Source organism: Psychrobacter pocilloporae (genome assembly GCF_029872915.1).
GTDB classification, from domain to species: domain Bacteria; phylum Pseudomonadota; class Gammaproteobacteria; order Pseudomonadales; family Moraxellaceae; genus Psychrobacter; species Psychrobacter pacificensis.
Genome location: NZ_PGFT01000001.1, coordinates 1,508,030 through 1,527,935, shown reverse-complemented (window position 1 = coordinate 1,527,935; position 19,906 = coordinate 1,508,030). Strand labels below are relative to the sequence as shown.

Genomic DNA, 19,906 nt, shown 5'->3' with positions numbered 1-19,906 from the left:
TAGCATAGCTTGCGAACCATATCTCACCATCATGAAAGGACTCAATGAGGAAAGTAACATTCCCTTTAGGCATACTCTTCGCGGCCTCAGTTGCGATGACTGGCTGCTCTAACAATGATCAAAATGAGCAAGCCAAAAGCGCGGATACCAATCCAGACGATGTGACGACACTGAGATTTTCACACTTTATAACCGCCAATGACAATATCAATACCGAAGCATTGGAGCCATGGGCCAAAAAATCGAAGAAGACTCAAAGGGCCGTTTAAAGATTGAGATTTATCCGTCTGCCACTCTCAGTAAGCCAGGTGCCACCTATGATGCATATGCTGTATTAATTTTATTAAGGTTCTACTATAGCCTATCAGTTTGTAGTTAACATTTTGGCTATGCTATTTGGTAGCGCTGTGCGATTGCTAGTATTTGCTCAACCACGTTCTGTTGCTCACTCATTGGTAGTTGCTCTGTGGTGCCAATGATAGTAATGGCATATTCTAGCGGCAGAGCCTCGCTAGCGGTTTTGTCACTACTCGCGGATAGATTAGCAGCACTATTGGCAAAATGCGGCAATATCACAGGTATCGTAATGGCATTAATACCCATGAGCATATCGCCTGTCACTGTCGCATAGCCTTGCGTACGTATCTTGGCTTGCAGCTGAGCAAAATTCTGCCACTTCTCTGTCATATCTGCTGCGGCATGACTCGACTGCCATTCAGCGGTGACTAATGGCTGAATGACCGCGTCAGATTGATAGCTGGCAAACAATTGTCCTGTAGCTGATGTCGTCAAAGGCATACGTGAGCCGATGCGAGTGATGATGCTAATCGGACTGTCTGGTTCAACGGACTGAATAATAATTGGGCCTTCGCTAAACCACTTAGCAATTTGCACACCGCAATTTAGGGTATCTTTAATCTCATTGGCCACTTGAGTCAATTGCGCCAAAATATTGTTTGGATTTAAGCCAGTATGACCTAATGCTGCCAATGCATTTACTCTATCGCCAAGCCCATAGCGCCCATCATCAAGCTTGCGAACATAGTTTTTGCGAATGAGGCTGACCAAATAACGATGGGATTTTGCGGGATGCATCTGCATGGTCTCAGCGATATCCTTTAGCATCATAGGCTCATGGCGATCGATAAGCACATCTAGTATCGACAATCCAATCTCAAGTGACTGGATGCCACTCTGGTTTTTACTCGTGACGGATTTATCTAAAAAATTTTTATCTGCTGACATGATGGCTCGTCTCTAGTGTACTTAATTATGTTTTCTTGATACTGAGTTGCTCAATGAGAATTGCTCAATGAACTGGCGGTGACATACAGGCCAAATTAATAGTGACACGACTCAATAATACTAACTTTATCTCACATAAGCTTGATACAAATAACCTATCACAATAAGGGCATAAATAATGATGACACTTTACGGCTATTTTCGCAGTGGTACTTCTCACCGTACCCGTATTGCCTTGAATTTAAAAGGCTTAGATTATGATGATATCGCGATCAATCTGGCACAAGATGAGCAGTTAGAGGACGCATTTAAAGCGATTAATCCGCAAGGACTGGTGCCAGTCTTAAGAGCGGACGATTTATTATTATACCAAAGTCCCGCTATCTTGGAGTGGTTAGAAGAAGCCTACCCTGAGCACGCTTTATTGCCCCAAGATGCCGCTGGTCGCATGCACGTGCGTGCGCTAAGTGCGATGATTGGCTGCGATATCCATCCGATTAATAACCGCCGTATTTTACAGTACTTACGTAATGAGTTGTCAGTAGATAAAGAGGCAGTCATTGCATGGTGCAATCGTTGGATTACTGAAGGGTTTGCAGCGTTAGAGACACGGTTGGCAGCAGATAAAAACCGGGGGCAGTTCTGCTATGGTGACAGGCCCACTTTTGCAGATTGTTATCTGATCCCGCAGGTTTCTTCTGCGCGGCGCTTTAAGGTAGACCTGACTCCTTATCCCAATATCGTCGCTATTGATACGCATTGCCGCACACTAAAGGCTTTTGCAGATGCCGATCCTATGGTGCAGCCTGATGCGCCAAAACATGCATAAATATCAATATATTAAAACAGGACTTAATAAGGGTATTATTATGTTAACTTTTGATGGTAAATGATATCGACTCTTAACCGCCCTATCACTCAAAGTTTCTTTACAAGGATTCGTATGAAGCATACTACAAAAGCATTAATAGCAGCCATGGCATTTTTCGCTTGCTGAAGCACCGATGCCAAAGGCAGAAGGCGCAACACCAGATGACGATGACTGCACACCAATTGCGGTAGATAATGCACCTTTAGATAATGCCTTTGCTCCAATAGCGATGGAGGCGGCGCCGCCTGATTCGGTATTAATCTTATAGCGAGGTGTTCTGACCACTTTGACCGCTACCAATGGCAATGTCTTGCCCGCCAGTAGCACTAGCATTGCCACCCATCGCCATAGCATTGGGTCCGGTTGCGCCATCGTTGTTGACATTGCCAATAGCGGTTGAATTAACACTATAGTACTTGGTTTTGTTAGCGGCGACGCTCTTAGCTAAGTTATCTAACTGTGAGCCATTCACTGCATCTTTACTCGTAGAGTTGATTGCCCCATTAGCGACATTGATTATTTTGTTATTGCCTTCATTAGCCCAAGTGCTATGGCACTTAAGCGTAATGTCTTGATAGCAGATACATTGGATGTGGTATTGATAGTAGCGTTAGCGCTAACACTAGATTTGGAAGATTTGCCACGCCCTTTTGCGTATTCACCGACTGCGGTAAAGCAATTCAATGCTTCATTCCAGATGACTTTATAGATGCGGTTCATGATGTATACTCCCTTACAGATTTGTCAGATTTAAAAAATCAGAAATAAAATCTATGGTGCAAGAGAATCGATATGACCAAATAAAACGAGTTATGAATTAGGGATCATGCAGCCTTTTGAAGTGTTACTGGTTTCAGTTTTTGAGAAATAAGACATTTTCTTTTGGATAGAATATGAAACATCAATCCATGAAAAGCATCTACTGATACGTTGAGCTTTTTCCTCTTCCTCATGATAAATTTTACTATTTAATCGGTAATACTATCTGCACCACCAATCCTAGTACACCATCTCGTCGATTATGGGCGTTGATATACCCCTTATGCGCCATCACGACAGCATGAACAATAGCCAGCCCCAACCCATAACCGCCAGTATCACGATGACGAGCCGTGTCGAGACGGACAAAGGGTTGAAAGATACGTTCTAAGTCATTGTCAGCGACGCCGCCGCCCTCGTCCGTGATACTGATTTGAATCGCAGGCATCTTATTATCTATCTGCACCGCTTTCATCTCAGCGATGACTGTTGAGCCCGCTGCCGTATGCATAAAAGCGTTGCGAACGACATTTTCAAGTGCACTATGCAGCTGCTCTTGATTGCCTTGTACTGTCCAAGCGCTTTTTAAGTCATTGGCAAATGAATATTCAGGTGGTTGCCACTGCCATCTCACCTCTTTATGCTGAAACTCAAAACACACATCCTGCCCGATGTCACTGATAATCTCGGACAAATCGACTGCTTCGCTCTCCAAATTATCAATCGTGTATTGCTGCATTTGTAGGGATTGAATATGGATAATTTGCTCAATTAACTCATTCATCCGCGCAGACTCTTTGTCAATACGGTCTAAATAACGATGGGCGTTGGGTGCAAAATCACGAGTCAGCTCAGTTGCAACATCGAGACGCGCGAGCGGTGAGCGCAGCTCATGCGAGATATCACTGAGCATCTGCTTACGCGCCAGCTCACTATCAGCCAGTCTCGTTGACAAATGAGCCACATCTTTGGCCAGTAATCCCAGCTCATCATCACCCATTTTTGATAGCGCTGGATTGGCTTGATAGTCCCCATCAATCATACGGTGCACGGTACTCTGCACACGTCCAATACGCTGAGTCAACGTACGGCTCAGCCAGACACAAACCAATACACTAAAAGCAATAATCAATAGCAAACGTAGGGGAAAATTACCATGCTGTAGCTCTACCACATCTGCAAAACGTAAATGCGGGCGCAACTGTATGATGACTGATTGTCCATCAGGCAGTTCAACCGAGATGTCTGCCAGCTCAGGACGCGCATCAATATCCGCTATCGCAGCACTGCTCGACATTATTGGTTTTAGGATCTCGTGCAAAACAGAAGGCTGTTTTATGAGCATCTCATCATTCAGATTGCTTGGTTTATTATCGTAAGCTCTAGGCGGTGGCGGCAGTGGTTGCTGCATGGCACGTTCCATCGACTGCTGGCCGCTTTGCCCACGTCCTTGCGTGCGCTCGTCTCTATCTCGATAACGCGGAAATATAATAGCGCCTTGCTCATCGTAGACTCTGATTTGACTCATGAGGCGTCGATCTTGACGATACATCTGCCTGACAGCTATCAAATCACCCACTCGCAGCGCATCGACCATCTCTTGACGCTGAATTAATAGACTCTCAATTTGTACGTCCATACGAGCCGTTAGCTCTTTTTCAGCCAGCCAGCGCTCCACCATAATGGATAACAGTGAGGTAATTAGTATCGTCAGTAATAGACTCAGGAATAAACGCCAAAACAGCGTGATTCGCACTTTGAATTTCGGTGATTTGACGGGATTACTGGAAGTTTTTATCATTAGAGCACCAGTTGATAGCCTTTACCGCGCACTGCTTTTATTGGTTCGTCATGAAAAGGCTGAAGTTTTTTGCGCAGGCGAGACACATGCACATCAAGGCTACGATCAAAAGGCTGCAACTCACGCTGCAAGACATTCTCTGACAGCCATGCTTTGCTAACCACATCTCCTTTTTGCTTGAGCAGCGCCACGAGTAAGTCAAACTCTGTTCCCGTCACTTGTAGCGCCACACCATCTATTTCACAAACACGCTGATTTTGATCAAGATGCAAGCGACTCTCTGGTAGCGGCGTATGCTCAGACGTGGTCGTGTTGGTACGCTTAATCACAGCATTGATACGCGCTAGTAGCTCGCGGGGGTTACAGGGCTTGGTGATATAATCGTCAGCGCCCAGCTCCAAACCAATAATACGATCAATCTCCTCACCCTTTGCCGTCAGCATAATCACGGGCATATCACTGATATTTGGCAGTTGCCGCAGCACACTTAGCCCATCTATTTTTGGCATCATGATATCGAGGACGAGCAAATCATAAGCGGAATCATCATGCGCCACCGCTTTTAATCGTTGTATAACTGCCGCCCCATCATGGACACAGTCGCAATGAATACCATGGTTGTGCAAATACTCTTGTAGTAACTGAGTCAATTCTTCATCATCATCGCCTATCAATATATTTGGCACACTCACCTCCTTTCCATGATTTTAATTGGCTTTTATTCATTTACTTGCCCATATTATCAGGCAAGCGCGTGTCAATTCGCTATAAACGTTACCTTTCTTAATACTTCATAAATGTTCGTAACCTTTAACTGCCGTAAGATAGCTTCTATCAACCGCAAGACCTGCACTTTTAAGACGACCAATCACAACGATTAATAGCGCTTAGAATGCGATGCTTGCAAGATAAGACTTTAGTGTTTACTTAACCAAACTCACTGTAGTTAAAGGATGTCATCATGAAAAAATTATTATTGGGCTCAATATTAGCAGCTTCTAGCGTATTTACTGTGACAGCATGTTCTAGTGTCAATGCAGCCTCTGACACCGCGCCAATGAATCAAGTGCAAAAGAACCATAAAGACGGCGCCATGAGAGGCCCAATGTCAAAACTGAATCTAACAGCGACGCAGCAAGCGCAAATCAAAGCCATCATGCAAGAAAAACATGGCGACCGCGTAGCTGACCGTGAAAAACATCAGGCAGAACGCGCACAAATGGAACAACAAATACAAGCACTGACCAATGCAAGTACGTTGAACAACGCGGCGGTAAATCGTTTGGCCGATCAGCAAGCGGCAAAAGCAAAACAACGCTTTATTGAGCGCGTCCAAACGCAGCATGCCATCTCTCAGGTGTTGACCGCTGAGCAGCGTGCAAAAATGGAACAGCTCAAATCAGAAAGACAAGAAGAAGGTCGTAAGCACTTAAAAGATCGTAAAGGCCATGACAAGCCACATCATCAAGGCATGTAAAAAGTCTGTCACAACATAAGTGATGGCCATATTAAAAAAAGCGCACCGTTTATACGATGCGCTTTTTTACGACAGTATCCTACTTAACACTCAATGATGCTATCTTCCAGTTAGTCTGTCGCCCCAAAACGTTCTTTCGCCATTGGCATCATGTTAAATATCATTTTACCCACTGCTGTGCCATTACCGTCACGATAATATTCCAGCAACTCTGACGCATAGTCTCGCAGATCAATACTGTTGCTCGCATTTGGTGTCTGAACCTCACGTGGTAGATTTGGGAATGCCTTGTCTTTGCTATTAATAACAGAATACTGCTGCAAGACATCTATTGTCATACTTTTATCTGGCGCAGTTTTGCCAGTGTTATCTAATTGGCGGTGCAGATGCTGCCATTTGAGCTGACCACTTTTGTCAAATCCATATAGCTCTTCTACTGTGGCGTTTGCAGCGACTTTAGATTCCGTCTTATCTTCATCATTTATTTGAGCATTTATCATAGCCAGTATTGTTTGCACCATCGCTTTACTAGTGAGTTCCTTTGAGCTTTGAATCGTCTCAAAGGCTGTCATAGGCTCGGCTTCTTTTACCAGCTCCGGATATTTTTGGCTAATGCGCTTGTAGAAGATTTGCAGATAATTTTGATAGTCCTCTTGATAACTCTCAAAGCTTTGTACTCGGCGAATGATTTGGGCACTTGAGAGCATTGCTGATAGCTGATGCGCCGGCAACTTGGACGAGAGCGCGGCAAGCGTATTGGGCGCGACATAATCGAACTGGCTAACAGGGGCTCCATCATACGTCAGATCTAACGCGGCAAAGTGGGCTTTGATTACCTCACGGCCGAACCCTTTGGGCAATGTTCCATCATCAATGGCTATTTTTAACCATTTGTTTCGCCATTTTGTACCGAGCTTATCGTCTAATAGCTCAGAATTGAACATCGCAACATTATCTGCCCATAAATAGATATCACCATTTTTCATGTCGATGTAGACAGGCTGATTGATACTGCTATGATGATTGCGCGCTTGATACTGGGCGCTGGCGAGCATCGTCGCCTTGCCCGCCATGGGCTGATAGATGCCTTGAGCATTGATAGATAACGGTTTTAGCAAGTACTCATCTAGCAGTTGCGCTTTTTTTATATCTAGCGGCTTTGGTTTGTCTTCATAATTATCAAACAGCGCTTGATAACCTGCTGGCACTGTCACATCGCTATCGTACTGGTGCTCCTCCCACGCATAATAAGCATCGACGCACTCAAAATAAGACTGTTTAAGAGCATCGCGCTTGTCATCATAATCTGCAGCTAAAATATCTTTGTTTTGTTTTTCTGCCTGCATGATCAATGCCGCATAGGCTTGGTCATGTGTCTCTTCGCAGTGCGCATCCACATAATCTGATGCCACGACTTGTGTGCCAGATGCTGCCGTACGTTGCTGGCGGTTACTGATCTCGATATTACTATGGTATCTGAACGATTGCCGGCGCTGTTTTTGTAATGCAGTCGCTAATGTCTTTTTAGCGGTGCTAGGTGATTGCTTAACTGTCAATGCATTTGACTGGTTCAAATTGGCAGATTGACAACCCGTTAAGAGTAATGCTCCTGACAGCAATGTACTGGTCAATAATAAGTGATTTTTCATCATAGATGACAGACGTAGTGTAAGCGTTTGATGTGCTTTTTTCATTTTTTATCCTTAATAGACATATGCGTAAATGCGATAAGCTAATGCGACGTCGTCTCTATTTTTCATTATCATCTTTAGCATCGCCAATACGGCTCTCATCAATTGATTCTGCATCATAACGATTGTCATATTCGTCACTACTATAATCAGTCTCTAAGCGGCCATCCTCATAATCGTAACGCGCATAGCGTGCCGTTTGTAGTCTGTCTTTTTTCTGGCGCTGTGCTGCTATCCATGCATTGCCATCGATAGGCGCTACCGCATTTGAGCCAAATGACTCTGCCAATAGTGGCGTTAGGGCATGGTGGTCAAAGCTGGCTTTATCATAGCGGACTTGATTGAGCATGGTCGTCGTAGAGCCAAGTAAATCACCACCGATATTGACGCGCTGCTGCTTGGCAAGCAGGCGATCTGAGTTATCTAAATAATAGTAATTAATCTGATTAAAAGAGATAGGGCCAATGGCTTCGATCAGCTGTAGTAGCGAACCCACATCCGCACTTTGGTAGCCTTTGTTGTATAGCTGTGCTTTGGCAAGCGCGGCTTTTAGCATGGCTCCATTAGGATATTTTTTTGGGTTGACATCTACATACTCTTGCAGCGATTTTGTCACATATTTTAGAGTTTTGCCTATCATCTCGCCGCCTTGCTGACTGCCAAAATAAACTTTTACTGCTCGAGTCGCGCCAACTTCTTTGGCAAACGCATCACCACTGATGTCTACGGCGCTAAAATGCTCAGGTGCCAATTCTGCCATGCTGCTCTGTATGGCATTGAGCACCGCATCATAAAGCACTGCTGGTGGCAACTGCGCCGTGATACTGTCAGGCAAACCAAAGCTGACCGTATGTGAGGCCATCTGCGAGGGTAATGGGGTGTTCTCAGGATTGACGAGCGCAACGATTGGCATGATTGCCGATGGATCAACTGTGACACTACTTTTGTTAAAATCAAAGGCCACTGGTACTTGTATGGATGAGCTGATGGTTGGCGTGGCGTAGTCGTAGCTATATACGCTTTGTAATTGCCGCTGTTTTGGGTTGTACTGACTGACGCTATTGAACGTCAAATGCTGATATTGATAGGCGTTGGATGCAGCGATTTGCTCAGGAGTGCGGCTGAACATCGTCAGTATGTTACCAATCAAGCCAGTAGAAGACATTGATAGCTCCTCGCTATTGGTCGGCTCTGTCTTAGCTTGCTGTTTTGCCATTTGCATGGCTTCATATTTTGCAGCCATTTTTTTCGGGTTTAACCCTGACAGACCTGAGAGCATGCCGCCAGCGCCACTGCCGTAATCATCATAGCTGTCATAGTCGTCCCTATCATAGTCGTCACTGTCAAAATCATTACTATCATAGTCGTTGCTGCTATAGTCATCTGTATCATACATGCTGTCGCTTGCTGGCTCATTCTCCCCTGCTTCAGCCAATATAGCAGCAATGGTCTTTCTTTCTGCTTCAGCTTCTGCTCTAGACTTATCATAGTCACTAGGATAGTCGGACTCTATCGAATCTTTCGCATCATCATAATCGTAGTTAATACCCTCTACCACACAGACTTCATAAGCGTCATCATCTTCGTTTTCATTGCATTTATTCGACTCTACACCTACCGCTGCTAATTCTGCTCTAGCCTCAGCTTGCGCTTCATCATCGCTACTATCGTACATTCCCTCAGGCTGATAGGCATAGGTCTCTATAATCGTTCTAAGTAAGCTGCTTGAGCCTGCATCAATACTATCGGCATCGATAAATGGTACTGCTTGGTAATTGGCTTGCGCGACGGCCACATGCTCTGTTGCCAAATGCTGGCGAATCGCTGCCAATAAATGCGCCTTGGCTTGGTGCTCAGTGTTGGGATATTTTTCTTGATTAAACAGTTGCGCGTAACGCTCAGCTTGGGCCTCTTGACTAGCCGTAAAAGCGCGACCTTGACGTTGGCTCTGAGCAGGATTTGCAGTGCTAAAATCCATAAGGGTACTGGAGGCTGCCACATCCGCTGAGGCAGTCGGATTTGACTGACAACCTGTAAGCACAAGCGACGCACTACCAACTAGCAAAGCGATAGAGGTTAATTTGCTTGTTTGAGATACATGACCATTATTATTTTTATTGTTGATGATAGGCAAATAATTACTCGCCATCTCAGAGTGGCACTGTCGATTACGGTTATTAACATGGTTTGATGACATAAGAATCTCTTTATAGCCAATCGTTAACGGATGCACATTAGTACTGTACTTTATATCACAAGACGTTACAATTTAGTAATATTAAGACTTATTTTTAAAGAAAATCTTCACTGGTTAGTGAGCTTCTCTGCACAATTTACATGACACTAATTATGCATATATCGATAGAAGACCACTCATACTGCACATCATATAAAAACTCAAATGACAAAATATGATAAACAACTTTCTACTATTTGATATTTTCGTTACTATTTAAGTGTATTTATTCGATACTCTGTTTTTCCTACTCTCCCAAAAAGGACTTTGCGATGTCACCATCATTATCTCACCAGCATCGAATTACTCAGCAAAAAAAACCCAAGACTCATAACCAATTAAAATTTAGCGCAGCCCTTATTACGAGTGCGCTACTACTGTCTGTCTCAGCCCATGCAATAGATCCAACCGTTTCAGCCAACAGCCCCACGGTCAACAACACCTCGATTGATACCAATGCGCTAAATCTAGCCATTATGACGGACAATCCAACCGTTATATCTGAAACCAAACGCATCACACGGGCAAAAACCACTACTCTCACAACCACCTCAAACAACGCCACCTCAAACAATGCCAATAACGATCAGGCTATCTACTCTGAAGATGCAATTCATCATCCAGTATGGGCAAAAAATGGCATGGTCGCCACCCAAGAAGCGCTAGCCTCTGACATCGGATTACAGATTTTGAAAGACGGTGGTAATGCGGTAGATGCTGGGGTTGCGGTTGGCTTTGCTCTCGCTGTGACCTTACCACGTGCTGGCAACATTGGTGGTGGCGGCTTTATGATGATTTATGACGCCAAGCAAGGCAAAACCGTCGCGCTTGATTACCGCGAAAAAGCACCCAGTAGTGCCTCTCGTGATATGTATCTCGATGATGAAGGCAACGCAGTCAGTGACTTATCTCGCTATCATGGCTTAGCCGTTGGGGTGCCGGGGACAGTAGCAGGGCTACTAAAAGCATTAGAAGAGCATGGCACCATGAACCGCGAGCAAGTCATGGCACCAGCGATCGCATTGGCAGAAGATGGCATAGAAGTCACCGCTGGTTTATCCGAATCGCTTACTGCTTTGAGTGATCGCTTGCAAAAATGGCCGAGCACCAAAAAGGTATTTTTCAAGCCTGATGGCAGCGCTTATCAACCGGGTGAGCGATTAAAGCAGCCTGAGCTTGCCCGCTCGCTAAAGCGAATCGCGGTACAAGGCGCAGACGGATTTTATAAAGGGAAAACCGCGCGTGACATCGTAAAAGCCGTCAATGAAGCAGGCGGTAGCATGAGCTTGCAGGATTTAGCCGATTACGAAGCCATCGCCCGCGTGCCTGTCAAAGGCGATTACCGTGGTTATGAGATTGTCTCTATGCCACCGCCCTCCTCTGGTGGTATTCACATTATCGAAATATTAAATATCTTAGAAGGCTATCCACTGGGGGACTATGGTCAAAACAGCGCACAGACCATTCATTTGATGGCGGAAGCGATGCAACTGGCTTATGCAGATCGTGCTGAGTACCTAGGGGATTCTGACTTTATCGACGTACCTGCTAGCGGCCTAACGTCACAAGCCTATGCGGATAACCTGCGTACACTGATTGACCCCAATAAAGCCACGCCAGCCGCGACCATCAAAGCCAACAACCCGCTCCCTTATGAGAGCGATCAAACCACGCATTTCTCTATTGTTGATAAAGACGGCAATGCCATCGCCAACACCTATACGTTGAACTTCTCTTATGGCACTGGTCTCGTGGCTGACGGCACAGGTATCTTGTTAAATAACGAAATGGATGATTTTTCTGCCAAGCCGGGTGTACCCAATGGTTACGGATTGATTGGTGGTGACGCCAATGCTGTTGAAGCCAATAAGCGTCCGCTCTCCTCGATGAGTCCAACGCTGGTATTTAAAGACAACAAACCGTATATCGTTACGGGCAGCCCAGGGGGCAGTCGTATCATCACGACTGTCACCCAGATTATCTCTAACGTCATCGACCATGATATGAATATCGCTGAGGCAACTCACGCACCGCGTATTCATGATCAGTGGCTCCCTGATGAGATTCGGATTGAAAAAGCGCTCAATGTCGATACGGTCAAAAAGCTTGAATCTATGGGGCACACGGTCAGTCCAAAGTCCGCCATGGGCTCCACGCAGTCGATTATGCTCACACCAAACGGCCTGTATGGATCTTCTGATCCCCGTATTGTGGATGCAGCGGTGGTTGGGTACTAAGTTAAATTGTCATTACTTATCAATTATATAGCCCTCCGCACTTTACCGTGTTGAGGGTTTTTTATATCATTTCTTACGTAATTAAATTGACATGATAATTCACATCCCTCAGATTAAACCCTTGCAATCAGTGGCTGCATGCCGCAAATAATGCTATTATTAACGACCCCATTTAAAGCGTATCAACATGGCTACCGAGGTCTTAACCACCTCTCGATAACACTACAAATGATTGATAATCATCCTGTATTTTATCGCTAGCTTATTTCTTTTGATCGTACTAGTAAGAGTCTTCTATGGCATTTGTACACCTTGGTATCCACAGCGAATATTCCATCACCGATTCTATCGTGCGCATCAAGCCACTCGTGAAAGCGGCGGCAGCTGACAATCAGCGGGCGCTGGCTTTGACTGATTTGTCCAATTTATATGCCACGGTGAAGTTTTATCGTGCTTGCCTAGGCGCGGGTATCAAGCCCATTATCGGCAGCGAAGTCATCATGGATAATGAAGACACACGCCTCACCCTACTTGCGATGAATAACGAAGGCTATCAAAACATTACCCGTATCGTGTCGCTTGGGTTTACCGAAGGTCGCGCTGACCCTGTCAATCATGGCACACCTGTGATTAAACGCAGTCATATTCTAGAACATGCAGCAGGCGTCATTGTCCTACTCACCGAAAAGTCAGACGTAGGCCAAGCACTGGTTGGCTCTATGCCAGAAAAAGCCGATGAGCTGCTCACCGAGTGGCAAGCGCAATTTGGCGATCGTTTATACTTTGCCATCAAGCGTACCAATCGCTCAGGCGAGGACGCTTTTATTAGAGCAGCCATTCACTCAGGTGCCAAACACAACATCCCCATCATTGCGCATAATGACGTACGTTTTTTGGCGCAAGAGGATTTTGATGCGCATGAAGCCCGCGTGTGTATCGCAGGCTCGTACGTACTGGCTGACCCTAACCGTCCGCGGAATTATTCTGATGAGCAGTATCTAAAAACCCAAGAGCAAATGGCGCAGCTGTTTGCCGATATTCCGCAGGTGGTTGACAACACCTTACGCTTGGCGACTCGCTGTAATGTGACTTTAACGCTGGGCATTAACGTACTGCCCGACTTCCCTGTCCCTGAAGGCGAGACGATTGAATCGTTTTTTCGGGCAGAGTCAAAGCGCGGTCTGGAAGAGCGCTTAGATAAGCTTTTCCCTGTTGAGGCCCGTACGGACAATTGGAGCGATTTCCGTCAAAGATATGACGAGCGTCTCGCCTATGAGTTGGATATTATCCTATCAATGGGTTTCCCGGGTTACTTCCTTATCGTCATGGACTTTATCCGCTGGGCGAAAGCCAATGGCGTGCCAGTAGGCCCTGGACGTGGTTCTGGTGCAGGTTCATTGGTCGCCTACGCGCTCAATATTACCGACCTTGATCCGATTCATTACGATCTACTATTCGAGCGCTTCTTAAACCCTGAGCGGGTATCGATGCCCGATTTCGATATCGACTTTTGTATCGAAGGGCGCGATCGCGTGATTGACTATGTGGCGCAAACCTATGGTCGTGATGCCGTTTCACAGATCATCACTTTTGGTACCATGGCGGCAAAAGCGGTGGTGCGCGATGTGGCACGCGTCCAAAGTAAATCGTACTTCTTGGCCAATAAAATATCCAAGCTCATTCCCAAAACACCCGGTATCACCCTCAGCCAAGCGCTAGAGCAAGAACCACAGCTCAAAGACTTGATCTCTAACCCTGACAACATGGATTATGAAGATGCCATTGAGATTTGGGAGATGGCAGTCAAGCTCGAAGGTGTCTGCCGAAACGTCGGTAAACATGCTGGTGGTGTATTGATTGCGCCGCACAAAATCACAGACTTTAGCGCCATTTATTGTGACGATGAGGGTCACCGTGTCAGCCAGTTTGATAAAGACGATGTCGAAGCCGTAGGACTAGTGAAGTTTGACTTTTTGGGTCTACGTAACTTAACGGTCATCAACGCAGCGGTTGAGAACATCAACTTGCGCCGTGCCAAAGAAAATGTACCCGCATTGGTATTGGAAGATTTGCCGTTAGATGATGTCAAAGCCTATAAGCTGCTACAAGATGCCAAAACCACCGCCGTCTTTCAGCTAGAAAGTATGGGCATGAAAAAGTATCTGGCCAAACTGCAGCCGACCAATATCGAGGACGTCATCGCCATGTGTGCGCTCTATCGTCCCGGCCCGCTTGATGCCGGCATGGTAGAGATGTATATCGACCGTAAGCACGGTCGTGAAGAGGTCATTTATGACCATCCCAATCTTGAGCCGATTTTAGAGAATACCAATGGCGTTATCGTCTATCAAGAACAGGTGATGCAAATCTCACAGGTGATGGCAGGTTATAGTTTGGGCGGTGCTGATATGCTGCGCCGCGCCATGGGTAAGAAAAAACCTGAAGAGATGGCAAAGCAGCGCGATATCTTTGTCACTGGTGCAACTTCACAAGGCATCGATGAAGTCACGTCAGGCGGTGTGTTTGATTTGATGGAAAAGTTTGCAGGTTATGGTTTTAACCGCTCGCATTCTGCGGCTTATGGGGTACTTGCCTATCAGACGGCTTATCTCAAGCAGTACTATCCTGCTGAATTTATGGCGGCAGTATTAACCTCCGATATGAACAACACCGACAATGTGGTGTTCTTTATCAATGATTGCCGTGAAAACTTTGATTTGACTGTGGTCAATCCGTCAGTCAATCGCAGCGAGTGGCACTTTGTCGCAGACACTCCAACCAATATCATTTATGGATTGGGCGCGATTAAAGGCGTAGGTGAAGGGGCTGTCGAGTCCATCGTTAATGCTCGTCGAACGGATGGACCTTTTAAAGATTTATATGATTTTTGCCGCCGTGTGGATATCAAAAAGGTTAATAAGCGTACTCTCGAAGCATTGGTGAGTGCGGGCTGTTTTGATGACTTTGCTGCGACGCTACGACCCGACTTACCAGCCGACGAAGCTTACGAGATTCGCGGTGCCTTGATGAGCCAACTACCAAGCGCCGTCCAAGCGGCTGAGCAAGATCGTCAAAATAACGAGCTTGGCATGATGGATCTGTTTGGCGAAATGGACGGTGTTGTTGCAGCGCCGCCACTTGAGATGTCGCCAGAGCTGATCTGGGGTGATAAACACCGCCTAAAAGCGGAAAAGAACACCTTAGGGTTGTACTTAACGGGTCATCCAATTAATGAATATTTAGATGAGTTAAAACGTTACACCTCAGGCACGCGCCTCAATAAATTGACAGATACTGGCTATAACGGCAGCTGCTATTTTGCAGGCCTCATCATCGATATCGCCAACTTTGGTAATCGTAATGTGATTACTTTAGATGATGGCACGTCGAGATTGGAAGTCAGCTGCTATGCCGAGCGTTTCAACCGTGTCAAAGAGCAATTGAAAATCGATGAAGTCGTCATTATCAAAGGCAGTATTCGTGAGCGTGATGGGCGCTTGTTTGCGCGTCTCGATAGTGCCATGAGCATGGTCGATGCGCGCCTGCGTTGGCTCAAAAAAATCAGTATCAAAGTCCATGGTAGCGATATCGACCTACTCACACGCTTGCAACCATTACTCAAATCTGCACAGGCTGATATCATACCTGAGCCACGCTTGGCTTATAATCAAGAGCAAGATGAGCCAGGCAATAGTGGTAGTAACACTTACGACCCTGCCATGGGCGGCAGTTTGTATGATGAAAATGGCAATGACTTACTGGCTCTAGAGAACGATATGAACCATGACGCATTTAATCAAAATAGCATGCCCCAAAGTTATGCAAACAATGCGCTCAGTAATACAGATACTTCTATCAATGATAACTGCTTGCCACTTGGTTTGAGCGTGTATGACGTTTATGGTATCGCAAATGTGGGACTATCCGAACATTGGCGGGTTTACCCGAACGATGATAACTTGCAACAACTGAAGACGTTAGTTAGTGAAGATAACTTACACTTTCATTACAGCTAAAATGCACAATCCAACCAAAAATTTACTATAGTAATTTGACTGCTTTAACTTTTAACAATTGGATAAAAGCCATGACTGACATGACGAATAATAATATGACTGTTCAGACTGATGAAGAGATTATCAATCACGAACAGTTCGAAGACATGCGTGACTTGCTAGAAGAAGATTTTGGCGAGCTGATACAAGTGTACCTCAATGACAGTCAAAAACGCGTTGCAGCACTGCGAATCGCTCAGCAAGAAGATGATAACGCCAATGGCTTTGAGACCGCTCATGCCCTAAAAGGCGCAAGTGCCAATTTGGGTACGACTCAGCTGGTTCGTCTTAGCAGCCAACTACAAGAATGCTGCCGTGAGCGCCACATTAGTGAACAAGCTGATCTTATTGAAGAGATTGCCGCCGCATTACAACGTGCTGAACAAGAAATCCATCAAAGATTGGGGCAGTAATGAGTAACGACTCTTTATCATCTACTGAGCAACCCCGTACAGTGAATGACTACCTCGACTGCTTACAAGTCATCATGGTCAATACGACGTTGCCTGCCAATATCGGCTCAGCCGCACGCGCCATGCATACAATGGGTTTGTCCCGTTTGACCGTTGTCGACCCCAAATTGCCAATTGATGAGACCAGTGTCTCTCATGCGGCAGGTGGTAGTGAGCTGCTGTCATGTGCTGTGATCGCACCTACTCTAGAGTCTGCCATTGCCGACTGTCAGCTGGTATTTGCAGCCAGCAGCCGCAGTCGTCATATGCCGCGCCCCGTTGTGACACCCACGCAAGCCGCTAAGATTATGTTTGATTTTATTGATACACAGTCGGCTTTACGTGCAAATGATAATAACGTTGACACCTCATCAGACGCTGTTGCTAGCAAACCAAATATCGCTATATTATTTGGGCGTGAAGATCGTGGGTTGACCAATGAAGAGTTGGCTTATGCTGATTATCACATTCAAATCGACGCCAATCCTGCTTACCCTGTACTAAATGTCGCCTCAGCAGTGCAAGTCATTGCCAGCTTTATTTTTGCTTATGCTCAAACGCATACTCAGACAGCGGACAGTTTAGACGAGAACAACGATTCCCAATCGACAATCAACGTGAATTTGCGTCAGCAATGGGATGAGCCTGCTATTAATCAGCAGCAGCTGCAACAGCTCACTCAGCGTACTACTGACCTTATGGTACAGCGCGGTCTTGCAAATAGCGAACATCTAAAGTCATTGCCATCACGCTTGTCTAGACTTGGGTCACGCTTACAGCTTGATCAAAAAGAGTATCAGCTATTAAGTGCTTTGATTGCAAAACTATCCAAAGACTAAAACAAGTCATTGTTTATCAGCTTGCCTTCATTTGACAGCTTTTTACTATATTTTGCGGTACAAAGCTGTTATAACTTAGAAAAATGAGCAACAATATACTCTCATCATTATTTAACCATCATGTCCATAAAATAAAGACATTGCTACTTTAGCAACGCTACTTTACCGACGAATAGATAGGACGCTTTATGTCATTGCCATCCAAATTATTCAGATCGCTTGTCAGCATCAAAAAAGATCTGAAAGAAGATATCGATGCGGTATTTAACCGCGATCCTGCAGCGCGCAATAGTCTGGAAGTCATCCTAACCTACCCAGGTATCCATGCGCTCATTCTACATCGCGGTGCGCACTGTCTGTGGAATCATGAACAGAAACTGGCGGCTCGCGTCATCTCATATGGCTCGCGTATTATTACAGGTATTGAGATTCACCCTGCTGCCAAGATTGGTAAGCGCTTTTTTATCGATCATGGTGTTGGGGTCGTCATCGGTGAGACTGCTGAGATTGGCAACGATGTGACGTTGTATCACGGTGTTACTCTAGGCGGTGTGTCTTGGAATAATGGCAAACGCCATCCAACGCTAGAAGACGGTGTAACGGTCGGTGCTGGTGCCAAAGTCTTAGGGCCATTTACCGTCGGCAAAAACGCCAAAATCGGCTCGAATGCAGTGGTAGTCAAACCAGTACCAGCAGGCGCTACGATGGTTGGCAGTGCTGCTCGTATGATCTCAGATCATCACGATGAAAAAGGCAATCCCATCGCGACAAAAGTACAAGATGCCAAGCAACAAGAAAAAGTCGCGCAAGCTGGCGAGAGCGTTAAGGATCAAGCAGCTGACACCACCTCTACTGCAAAACGCACCAATACCTTTCGCGCCTACGGTATCGATCCCTATTCACAAGATCCCGTTGCAGAAGCATTTGCTAAAATGCTCGAACACATTCAACAATCAGAGAATCGTCTCGATCAGTTGCAGTCAGCGATGTGTGATATTGATCCTAATTTTTGTAAAAAGAAATACGATAAGCTGTGCCTAGAGGATTTAGATGTGATTGGTCGTGCTGATATCGATGCAGCAGATAACGAGCAGAAGTGAATACGAGAGTTTCAGTAAAACAAATAAAACCAGGGGGCGTACAATACATTTTACGCCCCTTAGCCTTATCTACTGCAAAAATATCAGATGTTATCAGTGTGAGTTAAAATAAGTCACCCCACTAACTGTCTATTTATTATTAATTTTTTCTCAAAACGCTATTCAAACAGCTAATCAGTAAATGCAGTCAACTCTTCAATCCCTACAATTTCATGTGCTTTAAAGGGATAACGATTCGCCATTACAATCCAATCAGATATTGATTTAAATATCAATTTTTTGCTTAGGCTATTTTCTATAGTAGCCAATTTAATCATCAAAATATCAATATCCATTGTCACTCGTCGCACTTGATTCGGCTTAGTCTGTCGACGTCTATTACAGTTCCCCTCAAGCGCTTTAAAGGTTTGCTGTAGTTGCTGCAAACTCATCGGTGTATTCAGTGCTAGATGGACACATTGATTGGTATAGTCAGGCTTTGGCTGTTCCAAGGTTGCAGTAAAATCAGGGTTTTGAAAAGCAGTAGACAATCGTATCTCACCCAGCGCTGCCAAACTCTCTCGAGCAATCGGTAGATATTTTTCGGCTTGATAGTTACTACCCAGCGCTAACACCACCTCTACCAAGGACTGCGCTTGCAGAATCTCAGGTGCGCATTTTGTTAGCGTTGCCATATTCAAATCCATCGACGTTTTATGCATCATCGGCTTGGCTGTCATTAACTTCTTTGGTAACGTCTTTAGTAGCTGGCTCATTGGTTAGCGCTGGCGCATAGCGTGTTATTTGTACCCCTACCGCATCTGCTTGAGCAATAGCAGTCGGCTTGGCAATACTTAACGTGATTTTTTGACAGTCATATTTTGCAAATAGCTTATCAGAGATCTGACCGGCCAAATGCTCAAGCAGCTTTGCCTGAATCTCTTTGCACCACACGCTCACATCATCGCAGACTTCTTTATAGCTCAGCGCATCGCTGACATCATCGGACACAGCAGCACGGCTAATATCCGTCTCAAGCGCGATATCGATCAGTAACGGCTGAGTAATGGCGCGCTCCCAATCAAACACACCAATGACCGCCTCAACCTTTAGACCTTTTACAAATACTACATCAGACTGAGTATGAAACATGCTTCCATCCTT

Annotated in this window: 18 protein-coding genes; 8 read left to right on the top strand and 10 right to left on the bottom strand. The window is 45.4% G+C overall.

Annotated elements, in window-relative coordinates; genetic code table 11:
• The first annotated feature begins 44 nt into the window (after positions 1-44).
• Entirely contained in the window at positions 45-269 is a 225-nt protein-coding gene (locus CUR83_RS06605; protein WP_284719334.1) for a hypothetical protein, read from the top strand.
• A gap of 118 nt (positions 270-387) precedes the next feature.
• Here CUR83_RS06605 and CUR83_RS06600 read toward each other — a convergent pair whose 3' ends face one another.
• The gene (locus CUR83_RS06600; RefSeq protein ID WP_284719333.1) at positions 388-1,245 is read right to left on the bottom strand and encodes an IclR family transcriptional regulator; all 858 of its coding nucleotides are present in this window, start codon (positions 1,243-1,245) and stop codon (positions 388-390) included.
• 181 nt (positions 1,246-1,426) lie between these two features.
• On the opposite strand from CUR83_RS06600, the gene maiA reads away from it, so the two are divergent.
• Complete coding sequence (maiA, locus tag CUR83_RS06595) at positions 1,427-2,074, top strand: maleylacetoacetate isomerase (RefSeq protein WP_212564520.1); 648 nt, start codon at positions 1,427-1,429, stop codon at positions 2,072-2,074.
• Positions 2,075-2,209: 135 nt separating this feature from the next.
• Here maiA and CUR83_RS06590 read toward each other — a convergent pair whose 3' ends face one another.
• From CUR83_RS06590 to CUR83_RS06570, 5 genes are all read right to left on the bottom strand, one after another.
• Positions 2,210-2,449, bottom strand: coding sequence for a hypothetical protein (locus CUR83_RS06590; protein ID WP_156770947.1), 240 nt, complete (start codon positions 2,447-2,449; stop codon positions 2,210-2,212).
• A complete protein-coding gene (locus tag CUR83_RS06585; RefSeq protein ID WP_071001494.1) occupies positions 2,379-2,588 on the bottom strand; it encodes a hypothetical protein in 210 nt (69 codons plus the stop codon). The genes CUR83_RS06590 and CUR83_RS06585 overlap by 71 nt, the downstream gene beginning before the upstream one ends.
• A gap of 44 nt (positions 2,589-2,632) precedes the next feature.
• The gene (locus CUR83_RS06580) at positions 2,633-2,836 is read right to left on the bottom strand and encodes an ESPR domain-containing protein (RefSeq protein ID WP_071001493.1); all 204 of its coding nucleotides are present in this window, start codon (positions 2,834-2,836) and stop codon (positions 2,633-2,635) included.
• A 244-nt stretch (positions 2,837-3,080) separates the two neighbouring features.
• Positions 3,081-4,676 (bottom strand): sensor histidine kinase, encoded by a 1,596-nt coding sequence (locus tag CUR83_RS06575; protein WP_284719332.1) that lies wholly within the window; start codon positions 4,674-4,676, stop codon positions 3,081-3,083.
• Complete coding sequence (locus tag CUR83_RS06570) at positions 4,676-5,362, bottom strand: response regulator transcription factor (RefSeq protein WP_252962413.1); 687 nt, start codon at positions 5,360-5,362, stop codon at positions 4,676-4,678. The genes CUR83_RS06575 and CUR83_RS06570 overlap by 1 nt, the downstream gene beginning before the upstream one ends.
• Positions 5,363-5,637: 275 nt before the next feature.
• On the opposite strand from CUR83_RS06570, the gene CUR83_RS06565 reads away from it, so the two are divergent.
• Positions 5,638-6,153, top strand: coding sequence for a Spy/CpxP family protein refolding chaperone (locus CUR83_RS06565; RefSeq protein ID WP_240364971.1), 516 nt, complete (start codon positions 5,638-5,640; stop codon positions 6,151-6,153).
• Positions 6,154-6,263: 110 nt separating this feature from the next.
• On the opposite strand, the gene CUR83_RS06560 is transcribed toward CUR83_RS06565, so the two are convergent.
• Together CUR83_RS06560 and CUR83_RS06555 are read right to left on the bottom strand one after the other, a co-directional pair.
• Positions 6,264-7,847, bottom strand: a complete 1,584-nt coding sequence (locus tag CUR83_RS06560) for a hypothetical protein (RefSeq protein WP_240364972.1) — start codon at positions 7,845-7,847, stop codon at positions 6,264-6,266.
• 55 nt (positions 7,848-7,902) lie between these two features.
• A complete protein-coding gene (locus CUR83_RS06555) occupies positions 7,903-10,041 on the bottom strand; it encodes a hypothetical protein (protein ID WP_284719331.1) in 2,139 nt (712 codons plus the stop codon).
• Between the two features lie 311 nt (positions 10,042-10,352).
• On the opposite strand from CUR83_RS06555, the gene ggt reads away from it, so the two are divergent.
• From ggt to cysE, 5 genes are all read left to right on the top strand, one after another.
• Complete coding sequence (ggt, locus tag CUR83_RS06550) at positions 10,353-12,317, top strand: gamma-glutamyltransferase (RefSeq protein WP_284719330.1); 1,965 nt, start codon at positions 10,353-10,355, stop codon at positions 12,315-12,317.
• Between the two features lie 296 nt (positions 12,318-12,613).
• On the top strand, positions 12,614-16,333 hold the full coding sequence (gene dnaE, locus CUR83_RS06545; RefSeq protein ID WP_284719329.1) for a DNA polymerase III subunit alpha: 3,720 nt from the start codon (positions 12,614-12,616) through the stop codon (positions 16,331-16,333).
• A gap of 71 nt (positions 16,334-16,404) precedes the next feature.
• Entirely contained in the window at positions 16,405-16,785 is a 381-nt protein-coding gene (locus CUR83_RS06540) for an Hpt domain-containing protein (RefSeq protein ID WP_186474597.1), read from the top strand.
• Positions 16,785-17,663: an RNA methyltransferase gene (locus tag CUR83_RS06535; RefSeq protein WP_186474599.1), complete on the top strand. Its 879-nt coding sequence runs from the start codon at positions 16,785-16,787 to the stop codon at positions 17,661-17,663. The genes CUR83_RS06540 and CUR83_RS06535 overlap by 1 nt, the downstream gene beginning before the upstream one ends.
• Positions 17,664-17,851: 188 nt before the next feature.
• Positions 17,852-18,763: a serine O-acetyltransferase gene (gene cysE / locus CUR83_RS06530; RefSeq protein ID WP_186474601.1), complete on the top strand. Its 912-nt coding sequence runs from the start codon at positions 17,852-17,854 to the stop codon at positions 18,761-18,763.
• A 170-nt stretch (positions 18,764-18,933) separates the two neighbouring features.
• Here the strand turns inward: cysE and CUR83_RS06525 are convergent, their stop codons facing one another.
• Complete coding sequence (locus CUR83_RS06525; RefSeq protein ID WP_228724592.1) at positions 18,934-19,437, bottom strand: 2-amino-4-hydroxy-6-hydroxymethyldihydropteridine diphosphokinase; 504 nt, start codon at positions 19,435-19,437, stop codon at positions 18,934-18,936.
• A 19-nt stretch (positions 19,438-19,456) separates the two neighbouring features.
• Positions 19,457-19,894: a dihydroneopterin aldolase gene (folB, locus tag CUR83_RS06520; protein ID WP_186474603.1), complete on the bottom strand. Its 438-nt coding sequence runs from the start codon at positions 19,892-19,894 to the stop codon at positions 19,457-19,459.
• Positions 19,895-19,906 lie beyond the last annotated feature (12 nt).

What these genes read in the sequence shown, in the direction of transcription:
- maiA (WP_212564520.1), top strand. Translation starts at nt 1,427, where the DNA reads ATGACACTTTACGGCTATTTTCGCAGTGGTACTTCTCACCGTACCCGT.
- CUR83_RS06565 (WP_240364971.1), top strand. Translation starts at nt 5,638, where the DNA reads ATGAAAAAATTATTATTGGGCTCAATATTAGCAGCTTCTAGCGTATTT.
- CUR83_RS06525 (WP_228724592.1), bottom strand. Translation starts at nt 19,437, where the DNA reads ATGGCAACGCTAACAAAATGCGCACCTGAGATTCTGCAAGCGCAGTCC.
- CUR83_RS06560 (WP_240364972.1), bottom strand. Translation starts at nt 7,847, where the DNA reads ATGAAAAAAGCACATCAAACGCTTACACTACGTCTGTCATCTATGATG.
- ggt (WP_284719330.1), top strand. Translation starts at nt 10,353, where the DNA reads ATGTCACCATCATTATCTCACCAGCATCGAATTACTCAGCAAAAAAAA.
- CUR83_RS06540 (WP_186474597.1), top strand. Translation starts at nt 16,405, where the DNA reads ATGACTGACATGACGAATAATAATATGACTGTTCAGACTGATGAAGAG.
- CUR83_RS06600 (WP_284719333.1), bottom strand. Translation starts at nt 1,245, where the DNA reads ATGTCAGCAGATAAAAATTTTTTAGATAAATCCGTCACGAGTAAAAAC.
- CUR83_RS06535 (WP_186474599.1), top strand. Translation starts at nt 16,785, where the DNA reads ATGAGTAACGACTCTTTATCATCTACTGAGCAACCCCGTACAGTGAAT.
- CUR83_RS06590 (WP_156770947.1), bottom strand. Translation starts at nt 2,449, where the DNA reads ATGCTAGTGCTACTGGCGGGCAAGACATTGCCATTGGTAGCGGTCAAA.
- CUR83_RS06575 (WP_284719332.1), bottom strand. Translation starts at nt 4,676, where the DNA reads ATGATAAAAACTTCCAGTAATCCCGTCAAATCACCGAAATTCAAAGTG.
- folB (WP_186474603.1), bottom strand. Translation starts at nt 19,894, where the DNA reads ATGTTTCATACTCAGTCTGATGTAGTATTTGTAAAAGGTCTAAAGGTT.
- CUR83_RS06605 (WP_284719334.1), top strand. Translation starts at nt 45, where the DNA reads ATGAGGAAAGTAACATTCCCTTTAGGCATACTCTTCGCGGCCTCAGTT.
- CUR83_RS06555 (WP_284719331.1), bottom strand. Translation starts at nt 10,041, where the DNA reads ATGTCATCAAACCATGTTAATAACCGTAATCGACAGTGCCACTCTGAG.
- CUR83_RS06580 (WP_071001493.1), bottom strand. Translation starts at nt 2,836, where the DNA reads ATGAACCGCATCTATAAAGTCATCTGGAATGAAGCATTGAATTGCTTT.
- dnaE (WP_284719329.1), top strand. Translation starts at nt 12,614, where the DNA reads ATGGCATTTGTACACCTTGGTATCCACAGCGAATATTCCATCACCGAT.
- cysE (WP_186474601.1), top strand. Translation starts at nt 17,852, where the DNA reads ATGTCATTGCCATCCAAATTATTCAGATCGCTTGTCAGCATCAAAAAA.